This is a genomic window from Pantoea sp. R102 (assembly GCF_004916815.1).
Taxonomy (GTDB): Bacteria; Pseudomonadota; Gammaproteobacteria; order Enterobacterales; family Enterobacteriaceae; genus Pantoea; species Pantoea dispersa.
The window spans coordinates 1-18,142 of record NZ_SDFT01000085.1 but is presented as its reverse complement, the minus strand read 5'-3'; the positions used below and the strand labels follow the sequence as shown (position 1 = coordinate 18,142).

Genomic DNA, 18,142 nt, shown 5'->3' with positions numbered 1-18,142 from the left:
GCTCCTGAAAAATGTTACGTCGGTATCACATCAGGATAACGTTTTCCGCGTCATTTTGCTGTTCTTCAGCCAGACTAAAGCGGTAACGCCTTCATTTGCCGGGCGTAACATGCCATCATCTCTGTCAGGATTGGGTAAAGAACAGGAACGTTAACAGCCATGACGCGGGGCCTCCGTCGACTACTTGCTGCGCTACTGGCGCTGATACTGCTGCTGCTGGGATTGCTGCTGACGCTGACGCACTGGCTGCCGCGGCTGGCAGGTATCTGGCTGCCGGAAAATACCCGCGTCGAGCTACACGGCGCGCCGCACTGGCGGCAGGGCCGGCTGGTGTTTCCTGATGTGCGCTATCTGGCCGGTGACTGCCTGCTGGCGCAGGTCGCCGACGTAGGGCTTGGCCGGACGCAACAGCGCTGGCAGCTTGATGCGCGCGAGGTGGCGCTCAACAGCGATTGTCTGCAGGCGCTGCCGCACAGTGCCACGCGCGATGCGCCGCGCAGCCTCGCAGAGTGGCAGCAGATGCTGCCCGGCGCGGATATCCATCTGCAACAGCTCAGTATTTTGCCATGGCAGCAATATGCCGGCCGCTTCGATCTGACCTTAGACAAAGACCTTCAGCAGCTGCGTTATCAGGGCGACAACCTGCGCGTCGCCGCACGCCTGCAGGGGCAGCAGCTGCACATTGATCAGCTGCAGCTCAGCCATCCCATACTGCCGCAACCGGTCGAACTGCATGGCAATCTGACGCTGCCGACTTTTGCCGATGGCCTGCCGGTGGCGGGTGAGCTCAGCGGTGCGCTTAACCTGACGCAGTGGCCGCAGCCGCTGGCGCTGACGCTTAACTGGCAGCAGCAGCAGGGCGAACTGGTGGTGCGCCAGCAACAGGAACCACAGCCGTTGTTGCAGCTGCCGTGGCAGGTCGATGCGCAGCAAATCCGCATCACTGCCGGTCACTGGCGCTGGCCGTTCGGGTCGCAGCCGCTGTCGGGCGGCGTGGCGCTGACGCTGGATGACTGGCAGCTGGGGCTGGAACAGACGCAGATCCGCGGCCGCTTCAATTTACTGACCGCCGGACGCGGCGGGAAAGGCAACCTGGTACTGAGCGTTGGGCCGGGCAAGCTGAGCCTGACTGACAGCGCACTGCCGTTCCAGTTAACCGGCGAAAGCAAGTTTGCCGACCTGCAGCTGTACGGCACCATCCCCGGACAATTACATGGCATGCTCAGCGATCCGCAGCTCAGCCTGCAGCCGGGCGCACTGCTGCGCCTGCGCGGACGCTTACTCTCGACGCTGGAAGTGGATGAAGCGCGCTGGCCGCTGGCCGGCGTCAGCGTCGCCTCGCGCGGCATCAACGGCCGGTTACAGGCGATTCTCAACGCGCACGACCCCAGTTTCGGCCGCTTCAGGCTGCACCTCGACGGGCGCGCCAGCGACTTCTGGCCAGACAGCGGACGCTGGAACTGGCGTTACTGGGGCGAAGGCGTGATGGCGCCGCTTAGCGCCAAATGGGATGTGAAGGGCACCGGTAGCTGGCACGACACCCTGATCAGCCTCGATACGCTGAACACCGGGTTTGATCAGCTGGCGTACGGCATGGTGCAGGTGGATAAGCCGCGCCTGACGCTGACCGCGCCGGTGCGCTGGCAGCGCGATGTGGCACAGCCGGCGTTTAACGGCGGGTTTGCGCTGCGCTCCGGCCAGACCCGCTTTAGCTACGGTGGCTGGCTGCCGCCGTCCGAACTGCATTTCGATGCCAAAGGGCGCGATCCAGGGCATTTTCTGTGGCGCGGTCAGCTCACCGCGGAAGACATCGGACCGCTGCGCGTGCATGGCCGCTGGGACGGCGAGCGGCTGCGCGGCGAAGCCTGGTGGCCGGCGCAGTCGCTCAGTGTCTTTCAGCCGCTGCTGAGCAGCGATCTGAAAATGCGCATTCAGTCTGGCGAGCTGCGCGCGCAGATGGCCTTTTCCGCCGCCAGCGGCCAGGGGTTTGAGGCGGGCGGTTTCTGGGCGGTGAAACAGGGCAGCGTATGGATGCCGGACAGCGAAATCAACGGCATCGATTTTATCCTGCCGTTCCGCCTGAAAGATCATCAGTGGCAGCTGGGGCGCCGCGGGCCGGTGTCGCTGCGCATCGCCGAAGTGAAAAACCAGTTTGCGCTGCAGAACATTACCGCGGATCTGCAGGGCCACTATCCGTGGCAGGAGCGCCAGCCGCTGACGCTCAGCAACGTCAATCTCGATCTGCTCGGCGGGCACGTCAGCATGCCAGCATTGCGTTTACCGCAGCATCAGCCGGCGCGGATTTCGCTGCGTGACATTGATCTCAGCCGGCTGGTGACGGCGCTCAAGCCGAAGCAATTTGCCATGTCCGGTAAAGTGAATGGCGAATTGCCGTTGTGGGTGAACAATCCGCACTGGCTGATCGAAAAGGGCTGGATCGCCAACAGCGGCCCGCTGACGTTCCGCATGGACAAAGACATGGCGGATGCGATTGTCAGCAATAACGTGGCCGCCGGGGCGGCGATGGACTGGCTGCGCTACATGGAGATTGCCCGTTCGTGGGCGACGCTGGATCTGGATAACTTCGGTAACCTGATTCTGCAAAGCGAGGTGAAAGGCACCAGCCAGTTCAGTAACCGCCGCCAGTCCGTCAATCTTAATTACCGTCATCAGGAAAACCTGTTCCAGCTGTGGCGCAGCCTGCGCTTTGGCGATAATTTGCAATCCTGGGTGGAGCAAAACGCCACCCTGCCATCCAACAAGGACTCGAAACCATGAGCCTGAGGGCATTACTGGTGCTGACAGCGGGACTGCCGCTGCTGGGCTGTGTGCCGCGCATCGAAGTCGCCGCACCCAAAGAGCCAATCACCATCAACATGAACGTAAAAATCGAACATGAAATCCACATCAAGGTGGATAAAGACGTCGAAGCGCTGCTGAAGAATCAGAGCGGACTGTTTTGAGGAGAGGCCCGATGAAACGCAAGGGGATAGCGCTGTTGCTGGCGTTTTTGCTGGTGCCGTCGGCCTGGGCGCTGACGCTGGATCAGGCGCGCCAGCAGGGGCGCGTGGGCGAAACGCTGAGCGGTTACATCGCCGCTCGTCAGCAGGATGACGAGACGCAGGCGCTGGTTAAGCGCATCAATGACGGCCGCAGCCAGCAGTATCAGCGCGTGGCGCAGCAGAACAATCTCACCACCGCCGAGGTGGCGCGCATCGCCGGCGAGAAGCTGGTTAACCGTGCCGGCAGCGGCGAATATGTGCGCGGGATTAATGGCCAGTGGGTGCAGAAATAGCTGCTTCCACGATAGCGCAGGCATAAAAAAGCCGGGCACTCAGGCCCGGCAAGACAGATAGCATTGTTTTAATGATGATTACGCAGCAACAATCTGTTTGATGGCGTCTTTGGCATCGCTGGCGGCTTTGGTTGCCACTTCCGGACCGTAAGCAATGCCTTCGGCGAACACGAAGTCAATGTCTGTGATGCCGATGAAGCCGAGGAACAGTTTCACGTACGGGGTCAGCAGATCAGTCGGGGTGTCTTTGTGAATGCCGCCACGGCTGGAGAGGATCACCGCACGCTTGCCTTTTACCAGACCTTCCGGGCCTGCTTCGGTGTAGCGGAAGGTGACGCCGGCACGGGCAATCAGGTCAAAGTAGTTTTTCAGCTGAGTAGGAATGTTGAAGTTGTACATCGGAGCGGCGATAACCACGGTATCGTGCGCCTGCAGTTCAGCAATCAGTTCATCGGACAGGGCCAGCGCGTCCTGCTGACGTGGCGACAGCGGCGCGTCTGAAGGACGCAGGGCGCCAACCAGTTCACCGTCCAGTACCGGAATCGGCTGGGCAGCCAGATCGCGTACCGTGACTTCGTCGCCTTTGGCGCGGGCTTCATCAGCGTAGAAGTCTGCCAGCTGGTTAGACTGTGAGTAACCGGCAAGGATGCTTGATTTCAGAACTAAAACTTTGCTCATGGTATTTTCCTGTACGTTACGCGGTTGGCTTACCGCTCAATGCGTTACACTCTACGGAGTTCGTCCGGCAGGTAAAAGCGCAATATTTCGAGGCCTATGTTCGAAATTATTGAATAAGGTGGCACGTCCGGTCAGGTGAGATGTTCCAATCTGTGCTAAGATGGCGGGCATTAATCGATTGAATCCGCCGGAAAATTCTGCCCGGCGCCGAGCCGCAAGTGCCGGCTCACTGCAACAACAGGTAATTCATCACTATGTCATCATCCGTTACGTCACCTCTGGCCCCCCTCTGGTCGCGGCTCGATAACCTGATGCTGCGCGACCGCAAAGCGCTGCAGCGTCGTCTGCACGGTGCGGCAAAGGTGAAAAATCCCGCTGCGCAGCAGGAAATTATGGCTGAGCTGGAGCCGGTGTTCGCCGCGGCAGAACAGCGCGTGGCGCAGCGCGCCGCCGCGACGCCGCGCATTACGTTTCCGGACAATCTGCCGGTCAGCCAGAAGCAGCAGGACATCGCCAACGCGATTCGCGATCATCAGGTAGTGATTGTCGCCGGTGAGACCGGCTCAGGTAAAACCACCCAGCTGCCAAAGATCTGTCTGGCGCTCGGGCGCGGTGTGAAAGGGCTGATTGGGCATACGCAGCCGCGTCGCCTGGCGGCACGCACCGTGGCGAACCGCATTGCCGAAGAGCTGGAAACCACACCCGGCGGCACCGTCGGTTATAAGGTGCGGTTTAACGATCAGGTCAGCGAAACTACCCAGGTCAAACTGATGACCGACGGTATTCTGCTGGCGGAAATTCAGCAGGATCGTCTGCTGCTGCAGTATGACACCATCATCATCGATGAAGCGCATGAACGCAGTCTGAACATCGATTTCCTGCTGGGTTACCTGCGCGAGCTGCTGCCGCGTCGTCCCGATCTGAAAGTGATCATCACCTCCGCGACCATCGATCCGCAGCGCTTTTCGCGCCACTTCAATAATGCCCCGGTAATCGAGGTTTCGGGCCGCACTTATCCGGTCGATGTACGCTATCGTCCGGTGGTAGAAGATGCCGAAGACACCGAGCGTGATCAGCTGCAGGCAATTTTCGATGCGGTTGACGAACTGAGCAGCGAAGGGCGCGGCGATATCCTGATCTTCATGAGCGGCGAGCGCGAAATTCGCGATACCGCCGATGCGCTGATGAAGCGCGATTTACCGCACACCGAGATTCTGCCGCTCTATGCGCGCCTGTCCAACGCCGAACAGAACCGGGTGTTCCAGGCGCACAGCGGCCGCCGCATTGTGCTGGCGACCAACGTCGCCGAGACCTCGCTCACCGTGCCGGGCATTAAATATGTCATCGATCCGGGCACCGCGCGCATCAGCCGTTACAGCTACCGTACCAAAGTGCAGCGTCTGCCGATCGAGCCGATCTCGCAGGCGTCGGCTAACCAGCGCAAAGGGCGCTGCGGCCGCGTGTCGGAAGGGATCTGTATTCGCCTCTATTCGGAGGATGATTTCCTCAGCCGCCCGGCGTTTACCGACCCGGAAATTCTTCGTACCAACCTGGCGTCGGTGATTTTGCAGATGACGGCGCTTGGACTGGGCGACATCGCCGCTTTCCCGTTCGTCGAAGCGCCGGATAAGCGCAATATTCAGGACGGCGTGCGCCTGCTGGAGGAGCTCGGCGCGATTACCCTGAGCGAGGAAGGTGCGTACAAACTGACGCCGTCCGGGCGCAGCCTGGCGCAGCTGCCGGTCGATCCGCGGCTGGCGCGCATGGTGCTGGAAGCGCAGAAATTTGGCTGCGTGCGCGAAGTGATGATTATTGCCGCTGCGCTGTCGATTCAGGATCCGCGCGAGCGACCGGTGGAGAAACAGCAGGCATCTGACGAGAAACACCGGCGTTTTGCCGACAAAGAGTCAGACTTTCTCGCTTTCGTTAATTTGTGGAACTACCTGCAGGAACAGCAGAAAGCGCTGTCCGGCAATCAGTTCCGCCGCCAGTGTAAAAGCGATTATCTCAATTACCTGCGCGTGCGCGAATGGCAGGACATCTACACCCAGCTGCGTCAGGTGGTGCGGGAACTGGGCATGCCGCTCAACAGCGAGCCGGCACCGTACCGTGAAGTACACTGCGCGCTGCTCACCGGTTTACTGTCACACATCGGTCAGAAAGATGCGGAAAAGCAGGAGTTTACCGGCGCACGCAACGCGCGTTTCGCTATTTTCCCCGGTTCCGGCCTGTTTAAGAAGCCGCCTAAATGGACCGTGGTGGCGGAACTGGTGGAAACCAGCCGCCTGTGGGGCCGCGTTGCGGCGCGCATCGATCCGGAGTGGATCGAACCGCTGGCCCAGCATCTGCTGAAGCGCAGCTACAGTGAACCGCACTGGGAGAAAGCGCAGGGCGCAGTCATGGCCACCGAGAAAGTTACGCTGTACGGGCTGCCGATAGTGCAGGCGCGTAAGGTCAATTACAGCCGCATCGATCCGCAGCTCAGCCGGGAGCTGTTTATTCGTCATGCGCTGGTGGAGGGCGACTGGCAGACGCGTCACGCTTTCTTCCGCAACAACCTGAAACTGCGCAGTGAAATCGAGGATCTGGAGCACAAATCGCGGCGGCGCGACATTTTAGTCGATGACGAGACGCTGTTTGCGTTTTACGATCGCCGCATTGGCAGCGAGGTGGTCTCAGCACGGCACTTTGACAGCTGGTGGAAACAGGCCAGTAAGGACAATCCGGATCTGCTGAGCTTTGATAAGCAGATGCTGATCAAAGACGGCGCGGAGAAGGTCAGCCAGCTGGATTACCCGAACTTCTGGTATCAGGACAACCTGAAACTGAAGCTCAGCTACCAGTTCGAACCGGGGGCCGATGCGGATGGTGTGACGGTGCACATCCCGCTGCCGCTGCTCAACCAGGTCGACGAAGCCGGCTTCGAGTGGCAGATCCCCGGCGTGCGCCGCGAGCTGATCATCGCGCTGATTAAGTCGCTGCCCAAGCCGGTGCGACGCAACTTTGTACCGGCACCTAACTACGCCGAAGCCTTCCTTGGCCGCGTGACGGCGCTGGAGCAGCCGCTGCTGGATGCGCTGGAGCGTGAGTTCCGTCGCATGTCTGGCGTCACCATTGAGCGCGACGCCTGGCAGTGGGATCAGGTGCCCGATCACCTGAAAATGACCTTCCGCGTGGTGGATGAGCACAACCGTAAGCTGCAGGAAGGCAAAGACCTGCATCAGCTGAAGCAGGTGCTGAAAGGCAAGGTGCAGGAGACGCTGTCCAACGTGGCGGATGACGGGCTGGAACAGCGCGGGCTGCATCTGTGGAGCTTCGGTGATTTGCCGCAAAGCTACGAGCAGAAGCGCGGCAACTATCAGGTCAAAGCCTGGCCGGCGCTGGTGGATGAAAAAGACAGCGTCGCGATTCGCCTGTTTGACAGTGAACGCGAGCAGCAGAAGATGATGTGGCGCGGCCAGCGGCGGTTATTGCTGCTGAACATCCCTTCGCCGATCAAGTATCTGCACGAGAAGCTGCCAAACAAAGCCAAGCTCGGACTCTATTTCAATCCGTACGGCAAAGTGCTGGAGCTGATAGATGACTGTATCGCCTGCGGCGTGGACAAGCTGATGGCGGACGCCGGTGGCCCGGCGTGGCAGCAGGAAAACTTCGAGCAGCTGCGCGATAAAGTACGCGCTGAACTGAACGACACGGTGGTGACCATCGCCAGCCAGGTCGAGCAGATTCTCACCAGCGTGTTCAACATCAACAAGTTCCTTAAGGGACGGGTGGATATGACGCTGGCACTGGCGCTGGCGGATATCAAAACGCAGCTGAGCGGCCTGGTGTATCGCGGTTTTGTCACCGGCAACGGCTATCAGCGGCTGGGCGACACACTGCGCTATCTGCACGGTATTGAGCGCCGGCTGGAGAAGCTGCCGGTTGATCCGCACAGCGATCGGGCGCGGATGCTGAAAGTGCAGGCGGTAGAGCAGGCGTGGCAAAGCTGGCGTAACAAGCTGCCGCCGCAGCGTCAGGACGATGAAGAGGTACAGGCGATCCGCTGGATGCTGGAAGAGCTGCGCATCAGTTATTTTGCGCAGCAGCTGGGCACGCCGTATCCCATCTCCGACAAACGTATTCTGCAGGCGATGGAGCAGCTGGGCTGACTTATTGCGCCAGCGCTTCCAGCTTGTCTTTAAAGGATGTAACGGCGATGGCGCGGTTATCGGCGCGATAGCGATCGGCCGGTGCCGGCGCCGAGCTCTGTACCGCAATCAGCTGCCACTCGCCGTCGCGCTTCAGCAGCAGCGGTGAACCGCTGTCGCCGGGCAGGGTGTCGCACTGGTGCGACAGCACGGCGCGCTGCGCCCAGCCGGTGATCAGGCAATCGCTGTGCGAGTAGAGCGTATCCAGATGGTCAGCGGGATAACCGGCCTGTGTCACTTTGCGGTCGGTGGTTTTCAGCGCGGCGGTTAAATCGCTGCGCGAACCGTCAAACAACGGAATCGGCACGATACCGGACGGCGGATTGTGCAGAATCACCAGGCCGTAATCGTAAGGTGCCGCGTCTGGCGGCACGATCCAGCCTTCACCATCCGCCTGCAGACGCCGCGCCAGCGAAGGCTCCACGCGCGCGTCGATATCATGAATTTCGTAGCGCCAGCCTTTGGCACCCGCCATAAAGCGCAGCGCGACCGGCTTGTCGAATTTGCCTGGGGGCGTCAGTAAGCAGTGTCCGGCCGTCAGTGCCAGATGGGCCGAAATCAACGTGGCACTGCACAGATTGCCGCTTTCCGTCTCTAACTGACCAATGGCATCCCACGGCGCCGCACTGACGTCGGTAATAGCTTTACGATGATCTTTGCCGAAGAACAGGGTCTTAATCTCTTCCGGGCTGGGGCCGTCTTCATCATCGGCATGTGCTGTGAGGTTAAAGCTAAAAAGACCTACAAATAACAGGATAGCCAGGCGCATAGTTCTCTCAATGGCGAGAATAAATAGAGGTTATGGTCATCACGCTTGAGCGATAACTATAGTCGGTGAGCGGTAAAAAAGGGAGAAATATTGGAGTAATCAGCACGCTACAACGACTAGATAAAAAAGCTGGCCGCAATAATGCCGCACAGAATCATGACAATCAGGATAATTTCGAAGCGATAGCGACGCACCATTTTTCGCTACTCCAGTAAATAAACACCCGGCAGAACCGGGTGTTTTCAATCATTAATGCGGTGTTGGCGCGCAAGGCAACCTTATTTAGCAGCTTTTTTCGCTTTGTGGTGCTTTTTAGCAGCCTGAGCTTTCTGAGCAGCTGGTTTGGTTACTTTTTTGTGGTGCTTTTTAGCCGCCTGAGCTTTCTGTGCAGCTGGCTTGGTGGCTTTGTGGTGTTTTTTAGCAGCCTGGGCTTTCTGAGCCGCTGGCTTGGTGGCTTTCTTGTGGTGCTTTTTAGCGGCCTGGGCTTTCTGAGCCGCTGGTTTGGTGGCTTTCTTATGGTGCTTTTTAGCCGCCTGCGCTTTCTGAGCCGCTGGTGCTTTCTTCTCTACTTTCTTATGCTTTTTGGCAGCCTGCGCTTTCTGAGCAGCGGCTTTTTTGTGGTGAACAGCTTTGTGCTTAGCCGGTGCAGCGGTAGTTGCAGCAGCAGCAGGAGCAGCAGTTGTTGTCTCGGCAGCGAAGGCTACAGAAGACAGACCCATAGCAGCGGCGATCACCAGCGCAAATAATTTTTTCATTGCAAAACCCTCGAACTATTTTTTCATGTGTAGCCCACTGCGGGGCCGGTGAATGCACTATATGTAAAACAATTCGCGCCTTCAGTGAGGGAATGGTATCGGCGTGTAACGGATTGTACAAAGCAGGAAAACCGGGCAGGGCGGGGATAATTGCGGACCACGCTCCGCGCAAAAAACGGCAGCCGGGCAGGCCGCCGCACGGATCAGGCAGAGAGATAACGCTGTTCCAGATGCTGACGGAAATAGTGTGGATTAAGCGCTTCGCCAGTGGCATTGATCAGCAGCTGCTGCGTCGGGAAGCGGCTGCCGTGCTGCCAGATGTTCTGCTGCAGCCAGTCAAACACCGGTTGCAGTTCACCCTGCTGAATCAATTCGTCCACCTGCGGAATGGCGCGCTTTACCGCCTGGAACAGCTGAGCGGCGTACATCGCGCCCAGCGTGTAGGTCGGGAAGTAGCCGAAGGCACCGTCGGTCCAGTGAATATCCTGCATACAGCCGTCGCGATAGTTGCCGCGCGTATCAATACCCAGCGACTGCTGCATTTTTTCATCCCACAGCGCCGGAATATCCTCGACTTCAATCTCGCCTTCAATCAGCGCCCGCTCGATTTCGTAACGTAAAATCACGTGGGCCGGATAGCTCAGCTCGTCGGCATCAACGCGAATGAAGCCCGGCTTCACGCGCTGGGTCAGCCGAATAAAGTTGTTGCGCTCCAGCGCCGGCTGGTCGCCCATCAGCGCCACCACCTTGAGATGAATATGCTGCAGGAAGGCGTGACTGCGCCCCAGCTGCATCTCCATAAACAGGCTTTGCGATTCATGCATCGCGGTCGAGCGCGCCAGCGCCACCGGCTGTCCGCGCCACTGCTGTGGCAGATTCTGCTCATAGCGCGCATGGCCGGTTTCGTGGATCACGCCCATCAGCGCGCTGAGAAAATCGTTTTCGTTGTAGCGTGTGGTGATACGCACATCTTCCGGTACGCCGCCGCAGAACGGGTGGGCGCTCACGTCCAGCCGGCCGTGATTAAAATCAAACCCTAACGTCGCCATCACGCTCAGGCCGAGCTGTTTCTGCGATTCAATGGCGAAGGGGCCGACCGGCTGGGCAATCGGCGTTGCCTGCTGGCGGGCTACCGCTTTTTGCAGCAGATCCGGCAGCCAGCTTTTCAGATCGCCAAAAGTGCTGTCGAGCTGCGCGCTGGTCATGCCTGGCTCAAACACATCCAGCAGCGCATCGTAGCGTGATACGCCGAGCGCATCGGCGCGCAGCTGTGCCTCTTCGCGGCTCAGCTTCACCACTTCTTTCAGGTTAGCGCTGAAGCCCTGCCAGTCATTGGCCGGACGCTGACTGCGCCACGCGTGTTCACAGCGCGAGCCGGCCAGCGATTTGGCTTCCACCAGCGAGGCCGGCAGCAGCGTTGCCTGGCGCCACGCGCGCTGCATTTCGCCCAGATTGGCCTGCTCCACATCGTTCAGCGACTCCTGTCCGGCGGCGTCAAACAGCCCGCCGAGGCGCTTGTCGGTCAGCAGCTCGTGCATAAATACGCTCAGCTCCGCCATCGCTTCTCCACGCGCCTGGCTGCCGCCCGGCGGCATGGTGGTTTGCATATCCACGCCGGCAATCGCACCCAGATGGCCAAAACGCGCCAGGCGCTGAAAAGTGCGGCTAAGTTCCTGATAAGCTGCAGTCATGTAACAAGCTCCTTATGAAGGTAAGCGCGACGTCACGTCGCGCAGGGGGAGATCAACCGGCCAGCAGAAGCGCACGCAGGCGCCGCCCAGCGGACTGCTCTCAATCGAGACCTGGCCCTGCAGCGCCTGCGCAATAGAGTGCACAATCGCCAGACCGAGTCCGCAGCCGCCGGTAGCGCGATCGCGGCTGGGATCAAGCCGTACGAAAGGCTCGAATACCCGCTGGCGTTCATCCGGCGGAATGCCCGGACCGTCATCTTCAACCTGCAGATTGCCGATGGCGCCGTCAAACCACAGGCTGACACGCAGCCGCTGCTGCGCATAGCGCAGGGCGTTATTCACGAGGTTATCCAGCACGCGCTCCATCAGGCGCGTATCTGCCGCGCCAATGTTTTCCAGCTGCGGAATATCCAGCGTAATGTGCGTTTGCGGATTCATGGTCTGCACGTCAGCGATGTGCACGCGCAGCCACTGGGCCAGATCGAAAGATTGCAGATTGAGGTCAACGCGCGGCCGGTCGAGGCGCGCATAGGTCAGCAGCTCCTCAATCAGGCTCTCCAGCTGGCCGACGTCACGGTTCAGCGCCGCGGATTCTGCCGCGCTGAGGTTTTCACTCATCTCCAGCCGGTAACGCAGCCGGACCAGCGGCGTGCGCAGCTCGTGCGCGATACCGTCAATCAGCTGTTTTTTACTCGCCACCAGCGTATTGATGTTGTCCGCCATCTGGTTGAACGCCACGCCAAGGCTGTGCAGGCTGGAGGTATTTTCAAAATGGGTGCGCACGTCAAGCTCGCCGCGACCAAAGCGCTGAGCCGCTTTCTCCAGCCGCTGCATCTCCTGCCAGTGCGGGCGCAGCCAGATGAACACCGGCAGCGCCAGCGACATGCCAATAAACGCCAGCAGGGCGATATCAAGGATGCGCATCTGGTGCAGATAAAACAGGTAAGGAATCGGTCCGACCGACAGCACATAGTGGCTGCGCGGGATGTGCTGCAGGAAGGTGTACTGATCGTCGAGGGCGACGATCTCACCGGCGCGCAGCCGCTTCATGTCGGCTTCGTCCAGCTGATATTTGCTCATCGGTTCGATGTGCAGCTCAAAGGATAAATCGAGATCGAGGTTGCGGATGGTTTTATTCCAGTCGCGCGGCGGGATCTCACGCAGTTCGCTGCGCATCAGAAACAGCGAACTGGCCATCAGGTCGTTCATTGACTGGCGTCCGGCGCGCTCGGCGGTGAATTTGTACACCAGACCCACCAGCAGCGTCATCACCAGGAAGCAGACGAACAGCAGCAGATAGAACTGAATGAAGAGCTTTCTCATCAGGAGCGGGTATCCCAGGCCTGCGGCGCGAACAGATAGCCTTTGTTTCGGATGGTTTTGATGCGGAACGGCTCGGTGGCGCTGTCGTACAGTTTCTTGCGCAGGCGTGAAATGGCGACGTCGATGCTGCGATCCATGCCGTCATAGCTCACGCCGCGCAGGGTTTTCAGCAGCGCGTCACGGTCGAGAATTTCTCCGGCGTGGCTCGCCAGCTCCCACAGCAGGTCAAAATCGGCGGTCGAAAGGGTGATCGGTTCGTCGAACAGGATCACCTGGCGGTTGAGCGCATCAATGGTGAGCGAACCGAACCGCAGCACCTTTTGCGAGCTCTGCACGGCAGGTGCGGCTTCCGGTTTGGCCACGTGCGCCTGGCGCAGATGCAGCCGCAGGCGCGCCAGCAGCACCGCCGGCGGCGTGGTTTTCAGAATATAGTCATTGGCGCCCATCTCCAGCGCCAGAATGTGGTTCATGTCGCTGTCGAGCGAGGTCAGCAGCACAATCGGGCCCTGCCAGTGCGCACGCAAATCGCGGCACAGCGTCATGCCATCTTTGCCCGGCAGCATGATATCCAGTAATACCAGATCCGGATCGGCGGCGAGAATGGTCGCTTCCGCGCGATCGCCGCGCGTCTCAACCAGCACCTCAATATCGTGGCGGCCAAGATAAGCCGCAATCAGTTCGCCGACTTCCGGCTCATCTTCCACATAGACAATTTTGTTCATAATGCTCTGTCATGGCTGAGAATGTCAGCAGCATAGCTTTTCCTGGTCCTGAGCTCTACGCTACCGCACGAATTATCCTTGTCTTACTGGTATGTACACCGTGAAATGTGCCATTATTACCGGCGCGTTCTGGCGCAAGGTTCGGAATCGTACTGAAAACAGGAGGAGTGCGAGGGTGTCTGATAAAGAGCTGGCTTCAGCCGGATACAGTGACCGCATCTGCTTCAACTACAGTGACTTCCTTTCCGCTTCCTGCAAAAAACGCTGGAGCTTTGTCGATGCCATTTACGGCGTGATGCCAATTTTTGGCATGGTGACGCGCAAGTCCGGGCACAGTTTACAGGCCAGCGACGACCATCTGAAAGAATTAGCATTACAAATCATTTCAACCCAGGTCAGCGACGAAATTAACATTGCCCGCCTTATTACCCTGGCCGAACAGCAGCACATCAGCCGCTTCGATATTCAGCTGCCTTATCCGCTGTCCACTGAGCAGCTTGACGCCATCCATCTGGAATACCGCAAGCCGCTCAATCTGACACAGCAGAACGATCTGCTGTGCGTTTCCATTCCTTTACAACCGCACTGATTAGCGCGTCAGCTGCCACAGCGCGGGCAGTGAGGCGGCAATTAACAGCACGATGGCGATGCGCTCCAGCGCAAACAGCGGTTGGTCGCCGCGGCCACCGCGTCGTGCATACAGGAACAGCAGCAGACCCGGCGCGTAAAGCACCACCGACAACAGCAGATGCAGCGGCCCCGAGGCGTACAGCAGCCATAACCCATAGGCGCTGGCACCGAGACCGGTCAACAGGGCCAGCGGTTTGTGCTGACCGCGTACCACTTTGACCAGATACAGACCGACCAGCAGATAGGGCACGAGGATCATTTCTGAGGCGATAGTCAGCAGCGTATTGTAATCCGCGCCGGTAACCGCAATCAGAATCAGGCACACCTGCACGCTGCCGTTAGTCAGCCACAGCGACGCCGCCGGCGCATTATGACGGTTCTGCCGGGCAATGCTGCGCGGAAACGCGCCCTGCTGCGCGGCGAGGAACGGGACTTCCGCCGCCATAATGGTCCAGCTGAGATAGGCCCCGCACACCGAGATAATCAGGCCAACCGCAATCACCGCATCGCCCCAGTGACCCAGCAGGCGTTCCATCAGACCGGCCATCGACGGATTGCGCATCTGCGCCAGTTCGGCACGCGGCACCACGCCAAGCGACAGCAACGTCACCAGCAGATAGACCAGCAGCGCGGCCAGCACCGCCAGCAGCGTGGCGCGCCCGACATCTTTCTTGTGGCGCGCGCGGGCAGAAACTACCACCGCGCCCTCCACGCCAATAAATACCCACAGAGTAATCAGCATGGTCTGTTTGACCTGCTGCCACAGCGGCTGGCCGAGCGCTGCGCCGTCAAAGTCAAAACGGAAGCGATCGTAATTAAACGCCAGCAGCGCCAGCACCACGAACAGCAGCAGCGGCACCAGTTTGCCCAGCGTCGCCAGCAGGTTGATGCTGGCCGCCGTCTGTACGCCGCGCAGCACCAGCCAGTGCACCAGCCACAGCAGCACGGAAGCACCAAGCATCGCCTGCCAGGTATTGCCATCGCCAAAAACGATGCGATCCGGCGTATCGGTAAAGAAGCTCAGCGCTGAAAACACAATTACCAGATACGAGACGTTGGCAATTACCGCGCACAGCCAGTAGCCCCATGCCGAGCAGAAGCCGGTCAGCTCGCCGAAGCCGGCGCGCGCGTAGGTGAAGATGCCGCCATCCAGTTCCGGCCGCAGACGCGTCAGCAGCAACATTGCCAGCGACAGAAAGAGGATACCGACACCGGTGATCAGCCAGCCGATCAGCAGCGCCGCCGGACCGGCAACCGCCGCCATATTTTGTGGCAGGCTAAAGACGCCCGCGCCGAGCATCGAGCTGAGCACCAGCGCAGTGAGCGCGCTAAGACCTAATTTTTTATCCAAAACGCCATTCCTGAGCAGCAGAGTGTGCTGGGTAGTAGTTGTTCAGCCAGAGTGTAACGTGGCAATCAGTCCCGTTTAAAACGGAATACCCTGAAAACAGGCGGCAGATTTTACGGAGAGCGAACGGTGAAGGCAATGCAAGACTATGCAGATTTGCACACGGATTATGCAAACGGCAGGGCGACGGGCGCCGCCCTGCGCGGGGGTTATTTAAACAGGTCAGCGGTAACGGTCAGGTTGCCGCCGCTCTGGTTCTGCCACTGGCGCGTAATGTGATAGTACTTCGCGCCTTTGGCGATGGCGCGTTTGCCCACGGCTTCTGAGATCTCGGTTGGCGTGCCGAAGTGATCGGAGAAGGAGATGGTGTCAAACGGCTGCATCTGTGCGGCCGTGATAGCATTGACTTCCTGCACGCTGCGGCCATCCGACTGCGTCACAGTATAACGCTGACCGGTAGAGCTTTGGGTTTCAAAGAAACGACCCACGCTGGTGCTTGGCGTATCCGAGGAAGCAACGCCAGGGATTGCCACTTTCTTCGCCGCTGCGCCGCCCGCAGCCAGGGCTGCTTTACCGGCTTCTGAATCAGCCGGAATGGAGTCAGACGTATCCTGCACCACGCGCGCTTTGGCATCGGCTTTATACACGTAGGCGGTCACGTACTGGTTGCCACCGTTGTTAGCATCCACCTGACGCACAATAAAGAAGGAGGCCGCGCCTTTGTTTTTTGCCGCTTTGGCGATGGCTTCGTTCACGTCCGGCTGGCTGGAGAAGAAGCCGCTAACGGACACGGTATCAAACGGTTCCAGACGATAGGCTTCGGCTTTTGGCAGCTCTTTCACGCCGTTGAACATCCGGTATTGCGTGCTTTGCTCCACTTTAGCCGCGTTGGCTTTGTACAGATCGGCGGTAACGCGCCAGTTGCCACCGTTACCGTTGCTGTCGTTGATGCCCTGCACGTAGAAAGAGTCCGCGCCTTTGGCGTCGGCGGCTTTAGATACGGCGTCTGTTGCATCGCCAATTGCATTAAAACGGCCGCTAATATTGATGCGTTCGAATGGTTTTAACGCGGCCGCTTGCTCTGGCGTTAACTCTTTGGCAGCAAACGCATTGGCTGCCAGCAGTGATAACAGGGTCGACGCCAGAATGGTGTTCTTCAGCTTCATAAAAATGATCCTTCGCCTTACGCAAATTGAGTACGAAAACGTGCTGGACTCTTGATGTATAACAGATTAGCCGCTGATTATTGCATGTAATAATCGGCCTGTCTCAGCCAATTTATGCGCATAACATTGACAATCCCAGCATTTTATTCATCGGCCTGTCATCTTTCGCTGTTATGGCTTTTTTTTGGTCAGCTTACCGCTTTAACCGGTATCGCTTAGTACCATAATAGTTAACGCATTGTTAAATATAGGTTTTTAAAAACAGTTAATTCGTCATGACACGATTAGGCACAGCAGATTATTTTCCATAATGCCGCAAACCTGGTCGCATCCCGCGGTATTCATCGCTGGCATCTGAATATCTGTGTGAATGTCATAAGTGTGCGTTATGGCGCTAGATCGTCCTGGGCATTTTCAGTAGGTTATAAAGACTTTGTTACATAGTGCATTTCGCTCATAAAAAGCTGAAACAGCGTTTCGGCTTTTAAGCATGTGCCCCTTACAGAACCTCATCCTTTAATCATGGAAAGGAAACAGTATGTTAATTGGGATACCCAAAGAGCGGTTAGCTAACGAGTCCCGCGTCGCAGCGACGCCAAAGACCGTTGAGCAGCTCGTTAAGCTGGGATTCAGCGTCACCGTTGAGCAGGGCGCCGGTCTGCGCGCCAGCTTTGATGATGACAGTTTTATCGCCGCCGGTGCCAGCATCAGTAATCCGCAGGATGTCTGGAAGTCCGACATCGTGCTGAAGGTGAACGCGCCAGACGACAGCGAGATCGCCCTGATGCGCGCGGGCAGTACGCTGGTGAGCTTTATCTGGCCAGCACAGAACCCGGCGCTGCTGGAGAAATTAGCCGCACGCAACATCACCGTAATGGCGATGGATTCCGTACCGCGTATTTCACGCGCGCAGTCGCTGGATGCGCTCAGCTCGATGGCGAACATCGCCGGTTACCGTGCCATTGTCGAAGCAGCCCATGAGTTTGGCCGCTTCTTCACCGGGCAAATCACCGCCGCCGGTAAAGTGCCACCGGCAAAAGTGATGGTCATCGGGGCTGGCGTGGCCGGGCTGGCGGCGATTGGCGCGGCGGGCAGTCTCGGTGCCATCGTGCGCGCCTTCGACACCCGTCCGGAAGTGAAAGAGCAGGTGCAGAGTATGGGCGCCGAGTTCCTTGAACTCGACTTTGAAGAGGAAGCGGGCAGCGGCGACGGTTACGCCAAAGTGATGTCCGAGGCCTTTATCAAGGCGGAGATGGCGCTGTTCGCGGCGCAGGCGCAGGAAGTGGACATTATCGTCACCACCGCGCTAATCCCGGGCAAGCCGGCACCGAAGCTGATCACCGCAGAGATGGTGGCCAGCATGAAGCCGGGCAGCGTGATTGTTGATCTCGCGGCAGCCACCGGCGGTAACTGCGATCTGACCGTCGCCGATCGCGTCACGCTGAGCGACAACGGCGTCAAAATCATCGGCTACACCGATCTGCCGAGCCGGCTGCCAACGCAGTCCTCGCAGCTGTACGGCACCAACCTGGTAAACCTGCTGAAGCTGCTGTGTAAAGAGAAAAACGGCGAGAT

The 18,142-nt window shown here is 58.8% G+C and carries 14 protein-coding genes; 6 read left to right on the top strand and 8 right to left on the bottom strand.

Annotated features, from left to right (window positions below; translation table 11 throughout):
* Positions 1 to 159: 159 nt before the first annotated feature.
* Genes ERD80_RS10175 through ERD80_RS10165 form a run of 3 tightly spaced genes read left to right on the top strand, consistent with a single transcriptional unit; the run spans position 160 to position 3,295 of the window.
* Positions 160 to 2,778: a YdbH family protein gene (locus tag ERD80_RS10175; protein ID WP_136546792.1), complete on the top strand. Its 2,619-nt coding sequence runs from the start codon at positions 160 to 162 to the stop codon at positions 2,776 to 2,778.
* Positions 2,775 to 2,963, top strand: a complete 189-nt coding sequence (locus tag ERD80_RS10170) for a YnbE family lipoprotein (RefSeq protein WP_010618431.1) — start codon at positions 2,775 to 2,777, stop codon at positions 2,961 to 2,963. The genes ERD80_RS10175 and ERD80_RS10170 overlap by 4 nt, the downstream gene beginning before the upstream one ends.
* A gap of 11 nt (positions 2,964 to 2,974) precedes the next feature.
* Positions 2,975 to 3,295: a YdbL family protein gene (locus ERD80_RS10165; RefSeq protein WP_136546790.1), complete on the top strand. Its 321-nt coding sequence runs from the start codon at positions 2,975 to 2,977 to the stop codon at positions 3,293 to 3,295.
* A 78-nt stretch (positions 3,296 to 3,373) separates the two neighbouring features.
* Here ERD80_RS10165 and azoR read toward each other — a convergent pair whose 3' ends face one another.
* The gene (azoR, locus tag ERD80_RS10160; RefSeq protein ID WP_136546788.1) at positions 3,374 to 3,973 is read right to left on the bottom strand and encodes an FMN-dependent NADH-azoreductase; all 600 of its coding nucleotides are present in this window, start codon (positions 3,971 to 3,973) and stop codon (positions 3,374 to 3,376) included.
* Between the two features lie 254 nt (positions 3,974 to 4,227).
* Here azoR and hrpA point away from each other — a divergent pair, with 254 nt between their 5' ends.
* Positions 4,228 to 8,124, top strand: a complete 3,897-nt coding sequence (gene hrpA, locus ERD80_RS10155) for an ATP-dependent RNA helicase HrpA (RefSeq protein ID WP_136546786.1) — start codon at positions 4,228 to 4,230, stop codon at positions 8,122 to 8,124.
* 1 nt (position 8,125) lies between these two features.
* Here hrpA and ERD80_RS10150 read toward each other — a convergent pair whose 3' ends face one another.
* From ERD80_RS10150 to rstA, 5 genes are all read right to left on the bottom strand, one after another.
* Positions 8,126 to 8,932: a serine protease gene (locus ERD80_RS10150; RefSeq protein ID WP_021506118.1), complete on the bottom strand. Its 807-nt coding sequence runs from the start codon at positions 8,930 to 8,932 to the stop codon at positions 8,126 to 8,128.
* Between the two features lie 278 nt (positions 8,933 to 9,210).
* Positions 9,211 to 9,687, bottom strand: a complete 477-nt coding sequence (asr, locus tag ERD80_RS10145) for an acid resistance repetitive basic protein Asr (RefSeq protein ID WP_071813568.1) — start codon at positions 9,685 to 9,687, stop codon at positions 9,211 to 9,213.
* A gap of 203 nt (positions 9,688 to 9,890) precedes the next feature.
* A complete protein-coding gene (locus ERD80_RS10140; RefSeq protein ID WP_136546784.1) occupies positions 9,891 to 11,378 on the bottom strand; it encodes a carboxypeptidase M32 in 1,488 nt (495 codons plus the stop codon).
* 12 nt (positions 11,379 to 11,390) lie between these two features.
* Positions 11,391 to 12,701, bottom strand: coding sequence for a two-component system sensor histidine kinase RstB (gene rstB, locus ERD80_RS10135; RefSeq protein ID WP_132462585.1), 1,311 nt, complete (start codon positions 12,699 to 12,701; stop codon positions 11,391 to 11,393).
* The gene (gene rstA / locus ERD80_RS10130) at positions 12,701 to 13,423 is read right to left on the bottom strand and encodes a two-component system response regulator RstA (RefSeq protein ID WP_021506113.1); all 723 of its coding nucleotides are present in this window, start codon (positions 13,421 to 13,423) and stop codon (positions 12,701 to 12,703) included. Before rstA ends, rstB begins: the two co-directional genes overlap by 1 nt.
* Before the next feature lie 175 nt (positions 13,424 to 13,598).
* Here rstA and ERD80_RS10125 point away from each other — a divergent pair, with 175 nt between their 5' ends.
* Positions 13,599 to 14,012, top strand: coding sequence for a hypothetical protein (locus ERD80_RS10125; RefSeq protein WP_136546783.1), 414 nt, complete (start codon positions 13,599 to 13,601; stop codon positions 14,010 to 14,012).
* Here the strand turns inward: ERD80_RS10125 and ERD80_RS10120 are convergent, their stop codons facing one another.
* Together ERD80_RS10120 and ydgH are read right to left on the bottom strand one after the other, a co-directional pair.
* Positions 14,013 to 15,404: a basic amino acid/polyamine antiporter gene (locus ERD80_RS10120; protein ID WP_021506111.1), complete on the bottom strand. Its 1,392-nt coding sequence runs from the start codon at positions 15,402 to 15,404 to the stop codon at positions 14,013 to 14,015. It abuts the gene before it with no gap.
* Between the two features lie 206 nt (positions 15,405 to 15,610).
* Positions 15,611 to 16,567: a DUF1471 family protein YdgH gene (ydgH, locus tag ERD80_RS10115; RefSeq protein ID WP_136546780.1), complete on the bottom strand. Its 957-nt coding sequence runs from the start codon at positions 16,565 to 16,567 to the stop codon at positions 15,611 to 15,613.
* A 538-nt stretch (positions 16,568 to 17,105) separates the two neighbouring features.
* Between ydgH and pntA the strand changes: the two genes are divergently transcribed.
* Positions 17,106 to 18,142 (top strand): Re/Si-specific NAD(P)(+) transhydrogenase subunit alpha (gene pntA / locus ERD80_RS10110; protein WP_136546778.1); only part of this gene is annotated, 1,037 nt, incomplete at its 3' end.

Coding starts and splice junctions, on each gene's coding strand:
- rstA (WP_021506113.1), bottom strand. CDS start 13,423: ATGAACAAAATTGTCTATGTGGAAGATGAGCCGGAAGTCGGCGAACTG.
- ERD80_RS10170 (WP_010618431.1), top strand. CDS start 2,775: ATGAGCCTGAGGGCATTACTGGTGCTGACAGCGGGACTGCCGCTGCTG.
- ERD80_RS10165 (WP_136546790.1), top strand. CDS start 2,975: ATGAAACGCAAGGGGATAGCGCTGTTGCTGGCGTTTTTGCTGGTGCCG.
- azoR (WP_136546788.1), bottom strand. CDS start 3,973: ATGAGCAAAGTTTTAGTTCTGAAATCAAGCATCCTTGCCGGTTACTCA.
- ERD80_RS10140 (WP_136546784.1), bottom strand. CDS start 11,378: ATGACTGCAGCTTATCAGGAACTTAGCCGCACTTTTCAGCGCCTGGCG.
- rstB (WP_132462585.1), bottom strand. CDS start 12,701: ATGAGAAAGCTCTTCATTCAGTTCTATCTGCTGCTGTTCGTCTGCTTC.
- ERD80_RS10175 (WP_136546792.1), top strand. CDS start 160: ATGACGCGGGGCCTCCGTCGACTACTTGCTGCGCTACTGGCGCTGATA.
- hrpA (WP_136546786.1), top strand. CDS start 4,228: ATGTCATCATCCGTTACGTCACCTCTGGCCCCCCTCTGGTCGCGGCTC.
- ydgH (WP_136546780.1), bottom strand. CDS start 16,567: ATGAAGCTGAAGAACACCATTCTGGCGTCGACCCTGTTATCACTGCTG.
- asr (WP_071813568.1), bottom strand. CDS start 9,687: ATGAAAAAATTATTTGCGCTGGTGATCGCCGCTGCTATGGGTCTGTCT.
- ERD80_RS10150 (WP_021506118.1), bottom strand. CDS start 8,932: ATGCGCCTGGCTATCCTGTTATTTGTAGGTCTTTTTAGCTTTAACCTC.